The organism is Saccharopolyspora sp. NPDC000359, from assembly GCF_040300525.1.
Classification (GTDB): domain Bacteria; phylum Actinomycetota; class Actinomycetes; order Mycobacteriales; family Pseudonocardiaceae; genus Saccharopolyspora.
The window spans coordinates 26,369-42,893 of the sequence record NZ_JBEPDU010000031.1; the positions used below are offsets into that span (position 1 = coordinate 26,369).

Annotated in this window: 15 protein-coding genes; 8 read left to right on the forward strand and 7 right to left on the reverse strand. The window is 71.8% G+C overall.

Annotation, left to right across the window (positions count from 1 at the left end):
• Positions 1-246 precede the first annotated feature (246 nt).
• Positions 247-888: a hypothetical protein gene (locus ABT324_RS20185; protein ID WP_351179526.1), complete on the forward strand. Its 642-nt coding sequence runs from the start codon at positions 247-249 to the stop codon at positions 886-888.
• A gap of 55 nt (positions 889-943) precedes the next feature.
• Here the strand turns inward: ABT324_RS20185 and ABT324_RS20190 are convergent, their stop codons facing one another.
• Complete coding sequence (locus tag ABT324_RS20190) at positions 944-1,822, reverse strand: MurR/RpiR family transcriptional regulator (RefSeq protein WP_351179529.1); 879 nt, start codon at positions 1,820-1,822, stop codon at positions 944-946.
• A 137-nt stretch (positions 1,823-1,959) separates the two neighbouring features.
• Here ABT324_RS20190 and ABT324_RS20195 point away from each other — a divergent pair, with 137 nt between their 5' ends.
• Genes ABT324_RS20195 through ABT324_RS20205 form a run of 3 tightly spaced genes read left to right on the forward strand, consistent with a single transcriptional unit; the run spans position 1,960 to position 4,993 of the window.
• Entirely contained in the window at positions 1,960-3,339 is a 1,380-nt protein-coding gene (locus tag ABT324_RS20195) for an MFS transporter (RefSeq protein WP_351179532.1), read from the forward strand.
• Complete coding sequence (locus ABT324_RS20200) at positions 3,336-3,788, forward strand: GAF domain-containing protein (protein ID WP_351179535.1); 453 nt, start codon at positions 3,336-3,338, stop codon at positions 3,786-3,788. Before ABT324_RS20195 ends, ABT324_RS20200 begins: the two co-directional genes overlap by 4 nt.
• Positions 3,785-4,993, forward strand: coding sequence for a metal-dependent hydrolase family protein (locus ABT324_RS20205; RefSeq protein WP_351179538.1), 1,209 nt, complete (start codon positions 3,785-3,787; stop codon positions 4,991-4,993). Before ABT324_RS20200 ends, ABT324_RS20205 begins: the two co-directional genes overlap by 4 nt.
• 68 nt (positions 4,994-5,061) lie before the next feature.
• On the opposite strand, the gene ABT324_RS20210 is transcribed toward ABT324_RS20205, so the two are convergent.
• From ABT324_RS20210 to ABT324_RS20220, 3 genes are all read right to left on the reverse strand, one after another.
• On the reverse strand, positions 5,062-7,260 hold the full coding sequence (locus ABT324_RS20210; RefSeq protein WP_351179541.1) for a terpene synthase family protein: 2,199 nt from the start codon (positions 7,258-7,260) through the stop codon (positions 5,062-5,064).
• A gap of 139 nt (positions 7,261-7,399) precedes the next feature.
• Positions 7,400-9,004: an amidohydrolase gene (locus ABT324_RS20215; protein ID WP_351179544.1), complete on the reverse strand. Its 1,605-nt coding sequence runs from the start codon at positions 9,002-9,004 to the stop codon at positions 7,400-7,402.
• Positions 9,005-9,179: 175 nt separating this feature from the next.
• On the reverse strand, positions 9,180-9,998 hold the full coding sequence (locus tag ABT324_RS20220; RefSeq protein ID WP_351179547.1) for a hypothetical protein: 819 nt from the start codon (positions 9,996-9,998) through the stop codon (positions 9,180-9,182).
• 528 nt (positions 9,999-10,526) lie between these two features.
• Between ABT324_RS20220 and ABT324_RS20225 the strand changes: the two genes are divergently transcribed.
• The 4 genes from ABT324_RS20225 (at position 10,527) to ABT324_RS20240 (ending at position 14,796) form a co-directional block, all read left to right on the forward strand.
• The gene (locus ABT324_RS20225; RefSeq protein WP_351179686.1) at positions 10,527-11,696 is read left to right on the forward strand and encodes a Glu/Leu/Phe/Val family dehydrogenase; all 1,170 of its coding nucleotides are present in this window, start codon (positions 10,527-10,529) and stop codon (positions 11,694-11,696) included.
• A 233-nt stretch (positions 11,697-11,929) separates the two neighbouring features.
• Positions 11,930-12,133 carry a cold-shock protein gene (locus tag ABT324_RS20230; RefSeq protein WP_351179550.1) on the forward strand — a complete coding sequence of 68 codons (204 nt, stop codon included), beginning with the start codon at positions 11,930-11,932 and terminating at the stop codon, positions 12,131-12,133.
• 227 nt (positions 12,134-12,360) lie between these two features.
• The gene (locus tag ABT324_RS20235) at positions 12,361-13,266 is read left to right on the forward strand and encodes an NAD-dependent epimerase/dehydratase family protein (protein ID WP_502949775.1); all 906 of its coding nucleotides are present in this window, start codon (positions 12,361-12,363) and stop codon (positions 13,264-13,266) included.
• 123 nt (positions 13,267-13,389) lie between these two features.
• Entirely contained in the window at positions 13,390-14,796 is a 1,407-nt protein-coding gene (locus ABT324_RS20240; protein WP_351179553.1) for an FAD-binding oxidoreductase, read from the forward strand.
• A gap of 9 nt (positions 14,797-14,805) precedes the next feature.
• Here ABT324_RS20240 and ABT324_RS20245 read toward each other — a convergent pair whose 3' ends face one another.
• The 3 genes from ABT324_RS20245 to ABT324_RS20255 form a co-directional block, all read right to left on the reverse strand.
• Positions 14,806-14,976, reverse strand: coding sequence for a hypothetical protein (locus ABT324_RS20245; RefSeq protein WP_351179556.1), 171 nt, complete (start codon positions 14,974-14,976; stop codon positions 14,806-14,808).
• 132 nt (positions 14,977-15,108) lie between these two features.
• Entirely contained in the window at positions 15,109-15,549 is a 441-nt protein-coding gene (locus tag ABT324_RS20250; RefSeq protein WP_351179559.1) for a thioesterase family protein, read from the reverse strand.
• The gene (locus ABT324_RS20255) at positions 15,546-16,508 is read right to left on the reverse strand and encodes a 3-hydroxyacyl-CoA dehydrogenase NAD-binding domain-containing protein (protein ID WP_351179562.1); all 963 of its coding nucleotides are present in this window, start codon (positions 16,506-16,508) and stop codon (positions 15,546-15,548) included. Before ABT324_RS20255 ends, ABT324_RS20250 begins: the two co-directional genes overlap by 4 nt.
• Positions 16,509-16,525: the final 17 nt, after the last annotated feature.

Genomic DNA, 16,525 nt, shown 5'->3' on the forward strand with positions numbered 1-16,525 from the left:
CCAGCCGTCTGGAGACCACACGGTAGCCGCTGCGGCGGCGGTGGCGAAACGGGTCCTCACTCGGGCGGCGCGGTCGTCACCCCTGCTGAATCACTCGAATGCGTGTTCTAAAACATGCTCTGACGTGGTATGATCTTGTTGTCGGGCAGGGGAATTGGGCGCATCGAGACCACTGTGGACCGTCATGCTCCGGGCGTGCGGTTCGCGGTGGCGGTGAATGCTGCCCTCGGCCGCGGAGGGGTACTCGTGGACGGTGTGCACATCGGTCTTGGTTCGTTCCTGGACTACGCGCGCAGCACGCCGCGCGGCTGCGCGGGCATCGTGCGGAACCAGTGGGAGATCCACATCGACGAGACGAGCATGGCCTGGACGTTCTACGCGCCGTTCCGGTTGGCGCTGCGCAGGGCGGTGAGCTCGCCGAACGCACCGGAGGTCGTCGCCGAAGCGGTCCGGCGGGCCCGTCCGGTGCAGCAACCGCACTTCCAGCAGCTGCACCAGGGCTTCGCGCGGTGGTGGGGGAAGGTCAGGGCCACCGGGGTGCCGATGGAGTCGGCCGCCTGGGACTGCGGCGAGCTGTCGGTCACCGTGTCCCGGCACAGCGCGCTGGCGCTGCGGCACCGGGACGGCCACACCGAGGTCGTGCTGCCCTACCTGAAGGAGCCGGTGCTCGAAGCGGATGCGGCGAACCTGGCGCTGCGGGTGCTGGAGCACCTGGTGCCGGTGGTGCTGCCGGGGGCGACGCCGGTTGTCCTCGACGTGCGGCGCGGCAAGGCGCTGCGGTTGCGCCGGAACACCAACCGGGCCGAGCTCGACGCGCTGCTGGTGGCGGAGGCGGCCAAGTACCTCGCGCACTGGACGGCCATGGCCGAGGTTCGCCAAGCCGAGTGACGTGTTGGCGCCCCGGTCCGTGGTGCGGCGTGCTCCCGCGCGCCGCGCCACCGGGTCAGCCGCGGCGCGGTTGGCGGTGCATCAGGCCGAAGCGCGACCACTGCTCCTCGGCGGCCTCGATCGACCTGCGGGTCCGCTTCGAGTCCACTGTGGACAACTGTGCGACGATGGCCTGTGCGACCGCCAGCCCCGGCGTCAGCGACGGGAAGAACGCCGCGCCTTCGGCGGGGATCAGCAGCACTTCCTCGGCCGTGGCGACCAGGGCCGGGCTCGCCGCGTCGGAGAGCACGAAGACCCGCGCGCCGCGGGCGTGTGCCTCCTCGGCCGCGGTGACGGTGTTCTGGTACAGCCGCCAGAAGCTGATCGCCACCAGCACGTCCTCAGAGCTGATCCGGGACACCGCGTTGGCCAGGTCGGCGTCGTGCACCAGGGTCGCGTCGTACCCGGCTAGCCGGACGTTGTGGGCCAGTGCCGTGCCGATCGCGACGTAGCTGCCGTGGGCCACGACCAGGACCCGCCGTGCTCGCGCCATCGCCTCGGCGACGGTGTGGATCTGCTGCTCGTCGAACCGCCGGTTGAGCACGGCCAGCGATTCCAGGTCGCGCCGCAGCGAGGCGGTGCCCAGGTCGCCCTCGGTGTGCTGGGCGGCGGCGACCTCCGGGGCGCTCAGCGAGGACAGGAATCGCGCGCGCAGCTCCTGCTGCAGGTCCGACCAGCCGCTGAAGCCGAGCGCCTGCGCGGTCCGGGTCACCGTCGCGACGTTGACACCGGCCAGTTCGGCGGCCTCGGCGGCGGAGCTGTAGGACACCCGCCGCGGCTGGGTGAGCAGGACCTCCAGCACCGCGGCCCCCTTGGGGCGCAGCCCGCGCTCGGGAACGCGGGCGCGCAACCAGGTTTCGAAGCCGTCCGCCTCCGCGGTGCTGCTCTCGGTCATCGGCCGTCCTTCCTCGCACTCGCTGGCCGATGCACACTGTAATCGGAAATCAACGCAACAGATATTGCAAAACTTGAGATTCGCACTATACGTTGCCCATCACTCGATTGACGGTGCTGGACGACCTGGAGGCACCCTTGTCCCTGCTAGCAAGGCTGGACCGGCTCCCGCTGAGCCGTCCGCACTACCTGTTGCTGCTGCTCGGAGGCCTCGGCTACACCTTCGACGGGATGGACGCCGCCGTGGTGGCCTTCCTGATGCCGAGCGTGCAGGAGGTGTGGGGCCTGACGAACACGCAGCTCGGCCTGGTCGGCTCGGCTGCCCCGTTCGGCTTCCTCTTCGGCGCCACCTGCGCCGGTCTGCTCGGTGACCGGATCGGCCGCCGCAAGGTGATGATGTGGGCGCTGGCCGCCTACGCGCTGTTCTCCGTCATCGCCGCGGTCGCCCCGAACTACGAGATCTTCCTCGTCGCCCGGGTGCTGGCCGGGTTCGGCACCGGCGCGGAGAGCGCGATCATCGCGCCGTTCCTGGCTGAGTTCGTCCCAGCCGCCCGGCGCGGCTGGTTCGTCGGCGCGCTGGCCGGGTTCTTCTCCTTCGGCTTCGTCGGCGCCGCGCTGCTGGGCCGGTTCGTGGTGCAGCCGCTGCCCGAGGGCTGGCGCTGGGCGCAGGTGATCACCGCGCTGCCGATCGTGATGCTGCTCTGGTGGCGGCGTTCGCTGCCGGAGTCCCCGCGCTACCTGCTGGCCGCCGGTCGCACCGCCGAAGCCGAGCAGGTCGTGGTCGACCTGGAGCGCAAGGTGCAGGCCGCCACGAAGCAGCCGCTGCCGCCGGTGCCCGAGACCGCCGTGGACAAGCCCGCAGAGGCGCGCAAGATCGGCCTGTTCTCCGCGCTGAAGTACCTCTGGAGCGGCGGGATGGCCAAGCGCACCGCGATCACCTGGCTGATCTGGTTCGTGATCACCTTCTCCTACTACGGGTTCTTCACCTGGATCCCCACGCTGCTGGTGCAGCAGGGCATCACGGTCACCAAGAGCTTCGAGTTCTCCATCATCATCTACCTGGCCCAGGTCCCCGGGTACTTCTCGGCGGCCTGGCTGGGGGAGCGCCTGGACCGCAAGAACACCATCGCGCTGTACCTGGCGGGCGCGGCGGTCAGCGCGTTCTGGATGTCCCAGATGACCGACCCGGTGCTGATCACCACCTCGGCCGCGGTGCTGTCGTTCTTCCTCAACGGCACCTACGCGGCGGTGTACTCCTACACCCCGGAGGTGTTCCCGACCTGGATCCGCGCCTCCGGCACCGGCCTGTCCAGCGCGTTCGGCCGGTTCGGCAGCATCATCGCGCCGTCGGTGATCGGCGTGTTCGCCGCATCCCTCGGTTTCGCCGGGGTTTTCGGCATCACCACGGCGGTGCTCGCCGTCGGCGTCCTGTGCACCCTGGTGTTCGGGCTGGCCACGGCGGGTCGGTCGCTGGAGGACCTGACCGAGTCCGGCTCGCGGGAGGGAGCAGTCCGATGAAGCTGTCCACTGTGGAGGAACGGGTCCGGCAGGAGCTCGGCGTCCGGCTGTTCACCGTGCTGGCCTGGCTGCCCGGGCGGCGCGTGCTGCACCGGGCGCACACCAGCCACCCCGACCAGTACCCGATCGGCGGTGAGAAGTCCGTCGAGGTCGCCGCGGACTGGCTGGACCGCTGCATCATCCGCCAGGAGCCGTTCTTCGGGCCCGACGTCGAGTCGGTCCGGCAGGTCTTCGCCGACCACGCGCTGATCACCGAACTCGGCTGCGGTTCGGTGATCAACGTGCCGGTGATCGGAACCGACGGCGCCACGCTGGGCACCCTCGCCCTGCTCGACGCCGAGCACGCCTACGGCCCGGCGCAGGTCGACCGCGCCGCCGAGCTGGCCGAGCTCGCCGTCCCCGCGCTGACCGAGCTGGTCCAGCGCCTTGACACCAAGGAGGATTCGTGACCGCACTGCTGCTGCGCTCCGGCAAGCTGCTCGACGTCGAAACCGGCGAGTACGCCGAAGGCGATCTGCTGTGCGTGGACGGCCGGATCACCGAGTCCGGCCCCGGCCTGACCGCTCCGGACGGCGCGCGCACCGTGGACCTGGCCGGTGCCACGGTCCTGCCCGGGCTGATCGACGCGCACGTGCACGTCACCGCGGCCACCGCGGACCTCGGCGCGCTGCCGTCCTGGTCGCCCTCCTACGCCACGGCCCACGCCGCGCGGATCATGGGGCAGATGCTCGGCCGCGGGTTCACCACCGTCCGCGACGCCTCGGGCGCTGACTTCGGCCTGGCCGACGCCCAGGCCGAAGGGCTGATCCGCGGTCCGCGCCTGGCGTTCTGCGGCAAGGCGTTGAGCCAGACCGGCGGTCACGGCGACAGCCGACCGCGCGGCACCCGGGTGCACGACGGCCACCAGTGCTGCGCCGGGCTCGGCCGGATCGCCGACGGGGTGGACGCGGTGCGGGCCGCTGCCCGCGACGAGCTGCGCAAGGGCGCCCACCACATCAAGGTGATGGCCGGGGGCGGGGTGGCCTCGCCGACCGACCGCATCGACTCCACCCAGTACTCGGTGGACGAACTCCGCGCGATCGTGGAGGAAGCCGACGCCGCCAACCGCTACGTCGCGGCGCACGCCTACACGGCACGCTCGGTGAGCCGGGCGCTGCGGGCGGGCATCCGCTCCATCGAGCACGGCAACCTCATCGACGAGTCGAACCTGCCCGAGTTCCTCGAGCACGACGCCTTCCTGGTGCCGACCCTGGTGACCTACTGGGCGCTCAAGACCGAAGGCCGCGAGTTCGGGTTGCCGGAGGACAGCTGGCGCAAGGTCGACGAGGTGCTGGGCGCCGGCCTGGCCGCCCTGGAGCGGGCGTACCGGGCCGGGGTCAAGATCGCCTACGGCAGCGACCTGCTCGGCGGCATGCACCGCCACCAGAACGAGGAGTTCCGGATCCGCAGCGAGGTCCAGCAGCCGCTGGACGTCATCCGCTCGGCGACCAGCACCGCGGCCGAGCTGCTCGGCATGACCGGCGAGATCGGCACCCTCCGCGTGGGCGCGCTGGCCGACCTGGTGGTGGTCGACGGGGACCCGCTGGCCGACATCGCCCAGCTCGCCGACCCCGAGCACATCCGCCACGTCGTGCAGGGCGGCCAACTGGTCTGAGCTCCGGCCGGATCGGCGAGCACCGGTGGTGCGCGGGGGCGGAGCACGGCCCCGCCCCCGCGCGCCACCTAGCCCACCACCGGGTCCCAGCTCAGGCGGGCCGCGGAGGTGCCGAGGCCGGTCGGGTGGGGCAGCGGGATGCCGAGCGGGACGTTGTGGCGGAGCTCGGTGTCGAAGTACCGGCGGCACTCGCGGTGCCAGTTGAGGATCCCGGCCATCCAGTCCTGCAGCTCCGCGGCGTAGCGGGTGAGCGTCGCGCGGGCTTCGGCGTCCAGGTCCCGCTCCTCGAACAGGGCGGGCAGCTCGACGTCCACGGTGCGCTCGAACTGCGCGAGGCGCGCGTCCATCAGGTCGTGCACCACCTGGAACGCCCGGTCCAGGTCGCAGTCCAGAAAGTTCTGCACCACCAGCACCGCGTTGTGCACCTCGCCCTCGTACTGGATCTCCTTGCGGTAGGAGTACACGTCGTTGACCAGCGTCGCGAAGTCGGCTGCCGAGTTCTCCAGGGCGCGGATGGTGCGGGTCCGGTAGGTCTCCGGCGGCACGCTGGCGCCGTGCGAGAACCGCGACAGGCTCATGGTGAGGTCCGAGCCGAAGGTGCGGCGCCGCATCTCGACGTAGTCGACCGGGTCCGGGATGCGGTTCTGCTGCTGGTTGGCCAGTTCCCACAGCCAGCTGTCCAGCATCACCTCCACCGCGTTGCGGAACGTCCGGCGCTTGTCCACCGGAAGCGGGTCGGCGGTGCGCTGCCACAGGTCGGCGAGCCCGCGCTCCAGCGCGTTGGTCGGGATGACGGGGCTGACGCCCTCGACCGGCATCAGCTCCTTCAACCGCGCGGTGAGCACCTTGGCCCCCGCCATGTCGCGGGAGTGCCCGAAGACCTGCGGGTAGTAGTCGTCGCCGTAGGTCCCCCAGGTCAGCCACGCCGAGGCAAGCGCGAGCTCCTCAGCGGTGGCGTCCGGGTCCAGGCCCGCCGCGCAGTGCGGGAGGTCGATGGCGCGCAGCGTCGGCTCGTCCCACACCCGCGGGACGTCGGTGAACACGCCGGTGGCGCGGGCCCACTCGACGGTCTGCTCGCGGGCCAGGTCCAGGTGCGGGCACAGCGAAACCGGGTAGGGCATCCGGATCTCCCGGTGCGGCACGTGGCCCACCGGCTGGAACGGGATCCGGGTGTAGCTGCGCCACCGCTGCGGTGCGGTGGAGACCAGCGAGGAGATGATGCGGGCCGCCGAGGTGCCCAACCCGGTCGGCCCGGCCAGCACGCTGCCGCCACCGCCGTCCGGGTAGCGGCCGGACTGCACGTGCCACTCGTGGCCGCCGGACTGCCAGTCCTGCAAGCCCTTGACGTAGCCGAGCACGGCCAGCCTGCCCACCGGGTCGATGCCGCGCTCGTCGAGCAGCTGCGGCACCTCGGTCACCGCAGTGTGCTCGAACTGGTGCAACCGCGAGGTCAGCAGGTTGTTGACCGCTTCGGCGGCCTCCTGCGTGGAACAACCGAGGAACTCCTCGAATACCAGCACACCGTTGCTCAACTCGCCCTCGTCCTGCACCTCGCGCTCGTAGGAGAACAGGTCGTTGCGCAGGTGCACCGCGTCGGAGAAGGTGTCGCGCAGCACCTGCATCGGCCTGGTCGCGGCGATCGCGGCGGGTACCTCGGCGCCGACGGCGTGCTCCACCAGGTTCGCCGACCAAGGCGCCCCGCCGACCTTGCGGCGCATCTCGACGTACTCGATGGGGTTGGACAGCCGGTTCTCGCTGATGTTGGTCAGCTCCCACAGCGACTCGTCCAGCAGGTGCTTGGTGTTCTCGGCGAACCGCCGCCGCCAGTCCGCGCTCATCGACGGCACGGTGCGCTCCCACAGGTCCGCCAGCCCGCGTTCCACCGGGTTGGACGGCTCCGCGGTGATCGGCCCCTCGACCGGCATGAACGCGGGCAGCCGGTCGAGGTGCTCGCGCGCGCCCGCCAGGTCCGGGTTGCGCTTGTACAGCTCCACGAAGTGGTCGTCGAAGTAGAACACCCACACGTACCAGTCGGTGATCAGTTCCAGCTCGGGACCGTCGGCGTCCGGGTGCGTGTACGCGCACAGCAGCGCGTAGTCGTGCCGGTCGAGGTCCGATTCGTCCCAGATCGGCACGCCCTGCTGCGGCACGTCGATCATCTCCATCCGCCGCGCCCAGGTCTTGGTGTGCTCCCGAGCCCGCTCCAGGTTCGGGTTCAGCCGCGCCGGGTAGGACAGGTAGAACTCCGGCAGTCGGAAGGCCTGCATGGTCCGCGCACCTCTCTGCGATGGTCACCGACGCTGCGCACGAAACCAGCCGCGCCCGCGGCGGCCAATGCCCCGGAACCCCTTCCACACGATCGGGAACCGGTGTCGCCCGCCCGGCCCAGCGCGATGTCGCGGACCGTCACCCCCGCTGGTGCACCACTGCTCCGTCGACCATGGTCAGGTCCACTGCGCACCGCCAGATCTCCCGCGGCGGCAGGGAGAACGGGTCGCGGTCGAGCACCACGAGGTCGGCGGCCTTGCCGACCTCGACGGTCCCGGTCCCGCGGTCGGCGTGGTTGACCCACGCGCTGCCCGCGGTGTAGGCGGCGAGCGCGTCGACGAGGTCCAGCGACTGCTCGGGCAGGAACGGCGGGTCGTCGGTGCCGGGTTCGCTCCGGTTGACCGCGACGTGCACCGCCAGCACCGGATCGGCCTCGGACACCGGCCAGTCGCTCCCGGCGGCCAGCACCGCGCCCGCCGCGTGTAACGACCGGAACGGGTACTGCCACCCGGTCCGGCGGTGCCCCAGTCGCGGCGCTGTCAGCTCGGTCATCGCCGCGTCGTTGACTGCCCACCGGGGCTGGATCGTGGCCACCACGCCGAGTTCGTGGAAGCGCGGGATGTCGGCGGGGTGCACCACCTGCACGTGCGCGATCTGGTGGCGCAGGTCCTGTCCGGGGGCCCGGGCCAGTGCGTCCAGCACGTCGCGCACCGCCCGGTCGCCGATGGCGTGGAAGTGCAGCTGGAAGCCGTCGGCGGCCAGCTCCGGCACCACCTCGGCGAGCAGCGCGGAGTCCACGAAGGACAGTCCGCTGCCGTGGCCGCCCAGGTAGGGCAGCAGCAGCGCGGCGGTGCAGTTCTCGCACACGCCGTCCTGCATGATCTTCACGGTGTCGGCCCGGAACCGGTGCCCGCGCGCCTCCTCCCGGCGGTGCCGCAGCTCCTCGACCTGCTCCCGGCCGCGGGCGCGGTCCCACCACAGCGCGCCCCGGACCTTGCCGGTCAGCAGCCCGCGCCGGTCGGCGTCCAGGTAGGTCGGCAGCAGGTCGTCGTAGCCGAGGTAGGGGCCGACGATCGCGTCGTGCCAGGACGTCACGCCGCGGGCGTGCAGGTGCCGCTGGCCCTCCAGCAGCCCGGCGAGGAGCTCCTCGGCCCCGGTCGGCGGCAGCACTGCCTCGACCAGCCGGGTGGCGCCCTCGTGCAGGGTGCCGGACGGTTCGCCGTCGGCGTCGCGCTCGACCCGGCCGTCCGGCGGGTCGGGGGTGTGCCGGTCGACCCCGGCCAGCCGCAGCGCGGCGGTGTTCACCCAAGCCCCGTGGTGGTCGCGGTTGAGCAGGTACGCCGGGCGCGACCCGGTCACCAGGTCCAGCGTGGTCCGGTCCGGCGCCCCACCGGGGAACAACCCCATGTCCCAGCCGCCGCCCAGCACCCAGCCCACGTCCGGGTGCGCGCGCAGGTGGGCCTGGACCTGTTGCAGGCACTGCGCGACGTCGAGGCAGTCGGTGAGGTCGCAGCGCAGCCGCTCGATCCCGCCGTAGACCGGGTGGACGTGCGCGTCGTGGAACCCCGGCAGCAGCAACCGACCACGCAGGTCGACGAACTCGGCGCGCGGGGACGAGTGCTCCCGTACCGCGTCCCGCCCCACGGCGACGATCCGCCCGTCACGCACCAGGATCGCATCGGTGAACGACCGGGCGGCGTCCATTGTGGCCACCAGCCCCCCGGCGAACACCACCTCGCGCATACCAGGATTGTGTCAGCTCCGGCGGAACCGCACCCCGCCCCGGGTCACCCTCCCCACCGGACCGAACGCGGTTCCCATGGAAATCGCACACCTGATTTCCCTTGCAACCGCATCAACCCCGGCGCGCGGCCCAACCCGGGGGTTGCCGGCGGTGTGGCTCCTGGCGGGGAGCGGATCAGGCGCGTTGTTCGCCGGTGATGAGGGTGACGGCCTGCTCCCGGACCGGTTCGGGGACCTCCGGGACCTGGAAGCCCTGGCGGCGGATGTGGGCCACGAGGTCGGACTCCGGTGCGACGCCGTGCTGGCGCAGGTAGTAGCCGACCGCGCCGGGCCAGACCCAGCTGCCGTCGGTGTGGAAGGTCATCGGCACCGCCGGGCTGCGGTTCGGGTCGAGCCGGTCGGTGTCGTAGCTGCGCGCGGCCAGCACGACCGGGGCCCGCTCCAGGTAGTCGGCGATCGGCTCGCGCTCGGCCGGGTCGAGTTCCGGGCGCTCGGTGATCGGCCGCCCCGAGTCGTCGAAGACCTCGGCGGTGCGCAGCTGGCCCGCCGGGTGGGGCGCGAGCCAGGCCGGGGTGGTGGCGGCCGGGCGCGGGAACCGGCTGAGCTCGTCGGCGTGGGCGGTGGGTGGGGGAGCGGTGCGCCAGTTGGGCTCGTAGTCCCCGTTGAAGTCGACGGTGTAGCTGCCCGGGCGCTGCAACCGGTACAGCGCGCTCACCCAGGTGCCGCGGTCCGGCTGGTACATGCCGTGGCGCAACCGGGTGAACAACTCGGCGGCCTCCGGCGGGGCGGCCAGCGGGACGGCGGTGCCGTTGGGGGCGATCAGCTGCGCGACGAGCTCCTGGTGGTCGCCGAGCGCGCGGTACTCGACGGAGGCTTCCCGCCAGCCGGGGGGCAGCGCGCGCACGATCAGCCGACCGATCTCCTGGATCAGCTGCTGCTGCGTCGCCTCGTCCAGCGATCCCGGCAGTTCATGGGGTCGTCCCGGTTGGCTCATGCTCCGCATCCTTCCAGCCGCGCGGTGATCTTGGGAGTGGTTTGGGCCAAGTCCCGGCGCGGTTCGCGCTGCTCCCGCGTCCGGCGCGATCGAAGCTTAGGACCGCGTGTCCCCCATTCGTGTGGCCTGGGGTGTGGAGGGGGTCCCGGTGCTGGTCGGAGGCGGTTCGGCGGGGGTCGCGGCAGGCGGGCGCGCACCCGTTCCGATGACTCGGGGCTTGTCGGAGAAGACGATTGTTGACAATCCGATCCGGCCGCCCTTAACTTCGAGCCATCCGGGCGGACATGCGGGAGGTGTGTCATGCGAGTCGAGTCCTACTGCAACCCGCGTCCCGCCCGATGGTTGTCCTCTTCCTCGCTCTGGTTGCGACATCACTGACCGGCCGAGTCGGCCGCCGGGCGAGCACCGCGACCACGCGGCTCGTCGCTAGTTCGATCACTGGTTGCACTCCCCGCGCGGGTTCTCCGCGGCGGGTTCACGCGTTGATGGAAGGAGGTTCGGCCCGTGGCACTCGTCGACCGCGACCCGATGATGCGGGTGATCTGGACGGACCCGGTGACCGGCCGCAACGGTTACCTGGTGGTGCACAGCCTGGTGTCCGGTCTGGCCACTGGCGGGACCCGGATGCGCGCCGGGTGCACCCTGTCCGAGGTGGAGGACCTGGCGCGCGGTATGGCGCGCAAGACCGCCGTGTTCGACCTGCCGGTCGGCGGGGCGAAGGGCGGCATCGACTGCGACCCGAAGGACCCGGAGGCCGAGGGAGTCCTGCGCCGGTTCGTGCAGGCGATGCGCCCGTACCTGGACGCGCACTGGGTGACCGCTGAGGACCTCGGGGTGCCGCAGCACCTGATCGACGAGGTCTTCGCCGAGGTCGGGCTGCACCAGTCCTACCACGCGGCGATCCGCCGGGCCCCGGACGCGGAGCGCACGCTGCGCCGCGTCCGCGCCGGGCTCAACGCACCGGTCCCGGGCGGGCTGCTGCTCGGCGACGTGGTCGGCGGCTACGGCGTCGCGCAGAGCTGCCTCGGCGTGGTGCACGCGCGGGGTTGGGCGCCCCAGGACACCACAGTCGCGGTGCAGGGCGTGGGGACGATGGGCGGCGGCGCGGCCTACTACTTGCACGAGGCCGGGCTGAAGGTCGTGACGATGGCCGACGCGGCTGGCACGCTGCACGACCCGGACGGCTTGGACGTCCCGGCGCTGCTGGACGCCCGCGACCGGTTCGGCGAGATCGACCGCGACCAGGTGCCCGCGCACGTGCAGCGCTCGCCGCGCGAGTCGGTCCTCGGCGCCGAGGTCGACGTGCTCATCCCGGCGGCGGTGTCCTACGCGATCACCCCGCCGCAAGTCCCGGAGGTCAACGCCAAGGTCATCGTCGAGGCGGCCAACACCCCGGTGACCGCGGACGCCGAGGAAATGCTGGCCACCCGCGGCATCCCGGTCATCCCCGACTTCGTGGCCAACGCGGGCGCGGTGGCCTGGGCCTGGTGGCTGCTGCTGGGGCGGGTCGACGCCGACCCGGTGCTGTCGTTCCAGGTGCTGCGGGAGGAGATGCTGGCGAAGATCCCGCCGCTGCTGGCGGCTTGGGACTCCGAGGGGCTCACCCCGCGGGCCGCGGCACTGCTGCTCGCAGACCAGCGGAGGGAGGAGAACCTGGCCGCGGAAGCCCGCGGACAGGGCCTGTTGAGCATCCCGTGAACAGGTGCTCGCTGGGGCGCTGACATGCAGCGATCGAGGTGTGACAACCCGCAGTCGGAGTGCTAGCGTTGCGGTGGTTGCAGTTTTGGCCCCAGCAGTACTTGGAAAGTGCCTGCCAGAACGCAGGCACTTTTTTTGTGCCGTGGTGCCGCATCGGCACGAGGGTGATCAGCTCGGCGACCGCGGGTCGGCGCAGTGTTGACCCTGGCCAGCAGAATCAGGAGAAACAAGGAATGGCTACCGGTACGGTCAAGTGGTTCAACGCGGAGAAGGGCTACGGGTTCATCACCCCCGACGGCGGCGGCGCCGACGTCTTCGCCCACTACTCCGCGATCGACGCCTCCGGTTTCCGCACGCTGGAGGAGAACCAGCGGGTGGAGTTCGACATCGCCCAGGGTCCGAAGGGGCCGCAGGCCGCGGGCATCCGCGCCATCTGACGAAGGGTCGTGCCGCTCTGGCGCGACTGCGCATCGGAGTGGGCTCCGATGCCGCCTCGAGGGGGCGGCAGGTCCGGGCCGTCCGCGGTGCCGGTCTGCCGCCTTGGGGGATCACCGTTTTCACCCATTCCGGGGTATCCCGCCGGGGTAGGCTTTCCAGCCGCTGACGTCTAACCCGGTGCGAGGTCGAAGTGCCCCTGCGTGTGGTTGTCGCCGGTGCGACCGGCGTGGTCGGAAGAACGCTCCTGCCGCTGCTGCGGAGGAGAGGTCACCACGTCACCGTGCTCGTCCGGCGCGTTGACCGGCTTGACTGCCCGACGTCCGTGGACGACGTCGCTGTCGCCGACCTGCTGGATTCCGACGGGGTGCGGCGCGAGCTGTGCCGCGTCGCACCGGACGTCGTGGTGGACCTGACTTCCGGGATCGGCCGGACCGATCTCACCGACGGCCAGCGCCGCGCCGCGCGGTCCCGCGAGCGGGCGTCGAAGAACCTCGTCGCGGCCGCCGCAGCGGCTGGCGCGACGCGCATCATCGGGCAGAGCACGACCGCTGCCTACCGCCCGCACGGCCACGACGTGCTGGACGAGGACTCACCACTGTGGACGGACGCGCCGGGCTGCTGGGGCGACGCCGTCCGGGCCCAGGTGGCGGTGGAGGAAGCGGTTCTGACCTGTTCGGACGCCGAGGGCGTCGCGCTGCGCTACGGCAACCTCTACGGCCCGGGCACGCAGTACGCGCCGGGCGGCGCGATCCACTCGCGGGTGTGCGGCAGCGAGCTGCCGGTGGTCTGCGACGGGGTCGGGCTGACCTCGTTCACGCACGTCGAGGACGCGGCCGGGGCGGTGCTCGAACTGCTTGCGGGCGGCGAACCGGGCGCCTACAACGTGGTGGACAACGAACCGGCGGAGGCGACGGAGTGGCTGCCCGCCTACGCGCGGATGGCGGGCGGCCCTGCTCCGGTGTCGCTGACCCTGGAGCAGGCCAGGACCCAGCTGGACTGGCTGACGGTGCACCAGCTGACCGAGCAGCGTGGGGCGACGAACTTCCGCCTCCGCGAGACCCTGGGCTGGCGCCCGAAGTGGCCCAGCTGGCGGGAGGGCTTCGCCGACCTCTTCGGCCAGTGGCCGGGCTGAGCCGCCCCGCTGCGCCGTCCCGCACTGTGACCAGGTCCATTCCGCGGTCTGGACTCCGGGGTGGTTCGGCGGGTTAGGTTCTAGCGGCGAGACCGTTCCCACCCAGGTCGGAGAGTTGACCCGATGACCACCGCCGATGTGCGCGCCCTGCACGACCTACTGCCCGAGGGCCGCGTCCTCGACGACGTCGACGTGCTGGAGGCCCACCGCCGGGACCGTGCCGGGTTCTGCCCGGCGGGCACCCCGGCGGTGCTGGTCCGCGCGCGGTCCACTGAGGATGTCGCGACGACCCTGGAGTGGGCGCACCGCAACCGGGTCCCGGTGGTGCCGCAGGGCGCCCGCTCCGGGTTGTCCGGTGCGGCCAACGCGCTGGACGGCTGCATCCTGCTGTCGTTGGAGAAGATGGACCGCATCCTCGACGTCGACGTCTCCGAGCAGGTCGCCGTCGTCCAACCCGGGGTGGTCAACGGGGTGCTCGCGGCGGCGGTCGCCGAGCACGGGCTGTTCTACCCACCGGACCCCGGTTCGCGCAGCATCTCCACGATCGGCGGCAACGTGGCCACCAACGCGGGCGGCATGTGCTGCGTGAAGTACGGCGTGACCGGCGACTTCGTCCGCGGCCTGGAGGTCGTGCTCGCCGACGGTCGGGTGATGCGCACCGGGCGCCGGACCGCCAAGGGCGTGGCCGGGTACGACCTGACGCACCTGGTCGTCGGCTCCGAGGGCACCCTCGGCGTGGTCACCGAGGTCACCGTGGCGCTGCGCCCGGCCGCCGCGCAGCCGCTGACCGCGGTCGCGTTCTTCCCGACCATCACCGACGCGGTGCGCACCGTGGCCGGGTACCTGGGGCAGGGCCACCGGCCGTCGGTGCTGGAGTTCATGGACCGGCCCACGGTCAACGCGGTGCAGAAGATCGCCGACCTGGGTTTCCCGGACGGCATGGCGGGCATGCTGCTGGTGCAGTCCGACCAGGGCGAGGCGGCACCGGCCGAGCTGGCGGCCTTCGCCGAGGTGGCCCGCGCCAACCAGGCCTCCGAGGTGGTCGTCGCCGACGACCCGGCGGAGGGCGAGCTGCTGATGCAGGCGCGGCGGCTGGTCGGCGACGCCCACGAGCACCTCGGCCTGGCGGTGCTGGTCGACGACGTGTGCGTGCCCCGGCGGAACCTGGTGAACCTGGTGGAGGGCTTGGGCCGGATCGCCGAGCAGTACCGGGTGCAGGTGCTGTGCGCCGGGCACGCGGGTGACGGGAACATGCACCCGGTGGTGGCCTTCGACTCCGACGACGCCGAGGAGACCGTCCGCGCGCACCAGGCGTTCGACGCGATCATGGAGCTGGGCCTGGACCTCGGCGGCACCATCACCGGCGAGCACGGCGTCGGCCACCTCAAACGCCGCTGGCTGGGCGAGGAACTGGACGAGGCGGCCCTGAGCGCGCAGCGCGCGATCAAGGCCGCGCTCGATCCGCACAACATCCTCAACCCCGGCCGCGTCTTCCCCGAGCCGGGCGGGTCGGCCCGACGCTCGGCGTAGCGGTGCGGGTCAGTCGCGGTCGTAGGCGTCGTCGATCGGAACCTCGCGGTACTGGTCGGCGAGGTCGGCCGGATCGGCGTCGAGGGGCACCTCGACCGGCTCCGACTCCTCGTCCACGACCAGCTCCTCGGCCTGCTGGGCCTGCTCGACCGCATCGGCTTCCGGCGTCTCCGGGCTCATCGAACCTCCAGTAGGTCGCTGGGCGGGACACCCGCCACCGTAGCCACCCGAAGCGCTCCGGTCATCCCGAGCACGGTCATGGTGTCGTGAGTGGCGATGGTTGTTGGGGGCACCATCGCCACTCACGAGGCTTTAGCCGATGGATCGGCCTGCGTAGGCCGGTTGGGGTTCGACCAGTGCGGTCAGGCGTTCGGCCACCGCCGGGGGGAACGGTGTGGTGCCGCCCTGGGACTGGTCGACGTGCAGGGCCATGATCTCCTCGGTGGCCACGACCGTGCCGTCCACGGACATCTCGTGGCACAGGCGCACCTTCTTCGCGCCCGCGTCCACCACCCGCGTGGTGATCACCAGCTCCGCGTCCGGACCGACCTCACGCAGGTAGCGCACGTGGGCCTCCACTGTGTACAGCGAGCAGCCGGTGCTGCCGCGGTAGGCCTCGTCCAGGCCCACCTGGTCCATCACCGCGTCGGTGGCGAACCCGAAGACCAGCACGTAGTAGGCCTCGCTGAGGTGGCCGTTGTAGTCGATCCACTCCGGGCGGACCGCTTGGCGGAACTCGGCGAGCCCGGTCATGACCGGCCCCTCCGCACCTCGTCGACCGCCCGCATCACCGCGATCACCGCGCGGTCGCGGTCGGCGACCAGCTCGGCGATGCTGCGGCCGTCGGCGGCCTCCTCGCAACCCCGCACCATCGCGTCGCGCAGCTCGGTGGTGAGCTCGGGAGCCTCCAGCCGGGTCCACGGCGACTTCAGCGACGGGCCGAAGTGGTCCAGCATGTGCGCCATGCCGCCCTCCCCACCGGCCAGGTGGAAGGTCAGGCACGGGCCGAGCAGCGGCCAGCGCAGCCCCGGGCCCTCGGTGATGGAGGCGTCGATCTGCTCCACGGTGGCCTCGCCGTTGGCGACCATGTGCAGCGCCTCGCGCCAGATCGCCTCCTGCAGCCGGTTGGCGATGAAGCCCGGCACCTCGCGGTCCATGGTGATCACCGACTTGCCGGCGACCTCGAAGAACTCCGAGGCCCACCGCACGGCCCAGGGCTCGGTCCGCTCGCCGCCGACCACCTCGACCAGCGGGATGAGGTACGGCGGGTTGAAGGGGTGGCCCACCACCAGCCGCTGCGGGGTCGGGCAGTCCACCTGCATCTCGGTCATGCCGTAGCCGGAGGTGGACGAGGAGATCACCACGCCCGCCGGGGTGGCCGCGTCGATGCGGGCCAGCAGGTCCCGCTTGAGCGCGAGGTCCTCCGGCGCGCTCTCCTGCACGAACTCGGCGTCGGCGACGGCGTCCTGCAGCGTCGCGGCGATGACCAGGTTGTCGCGGGAGGCACCGGCGGACAGGCCGAGCTCGGTCAGCGCGGGCCACGCGGCGTCGACCAGGCGGCGCAGCTTGGCCTCGAACTCCGGCGCCGGGTCCCATGCCGTGACCTGGTAGCCGCGCGCCAGGAAGTGCGCGACCCAGCCGCCGCCGATGACACCGGCACCGATGCAGGCGACCCGCCGCACCGAGCCGGGGGAGGAGGTGTGCTCGTTCAACTCGGGGATTCCCTTCC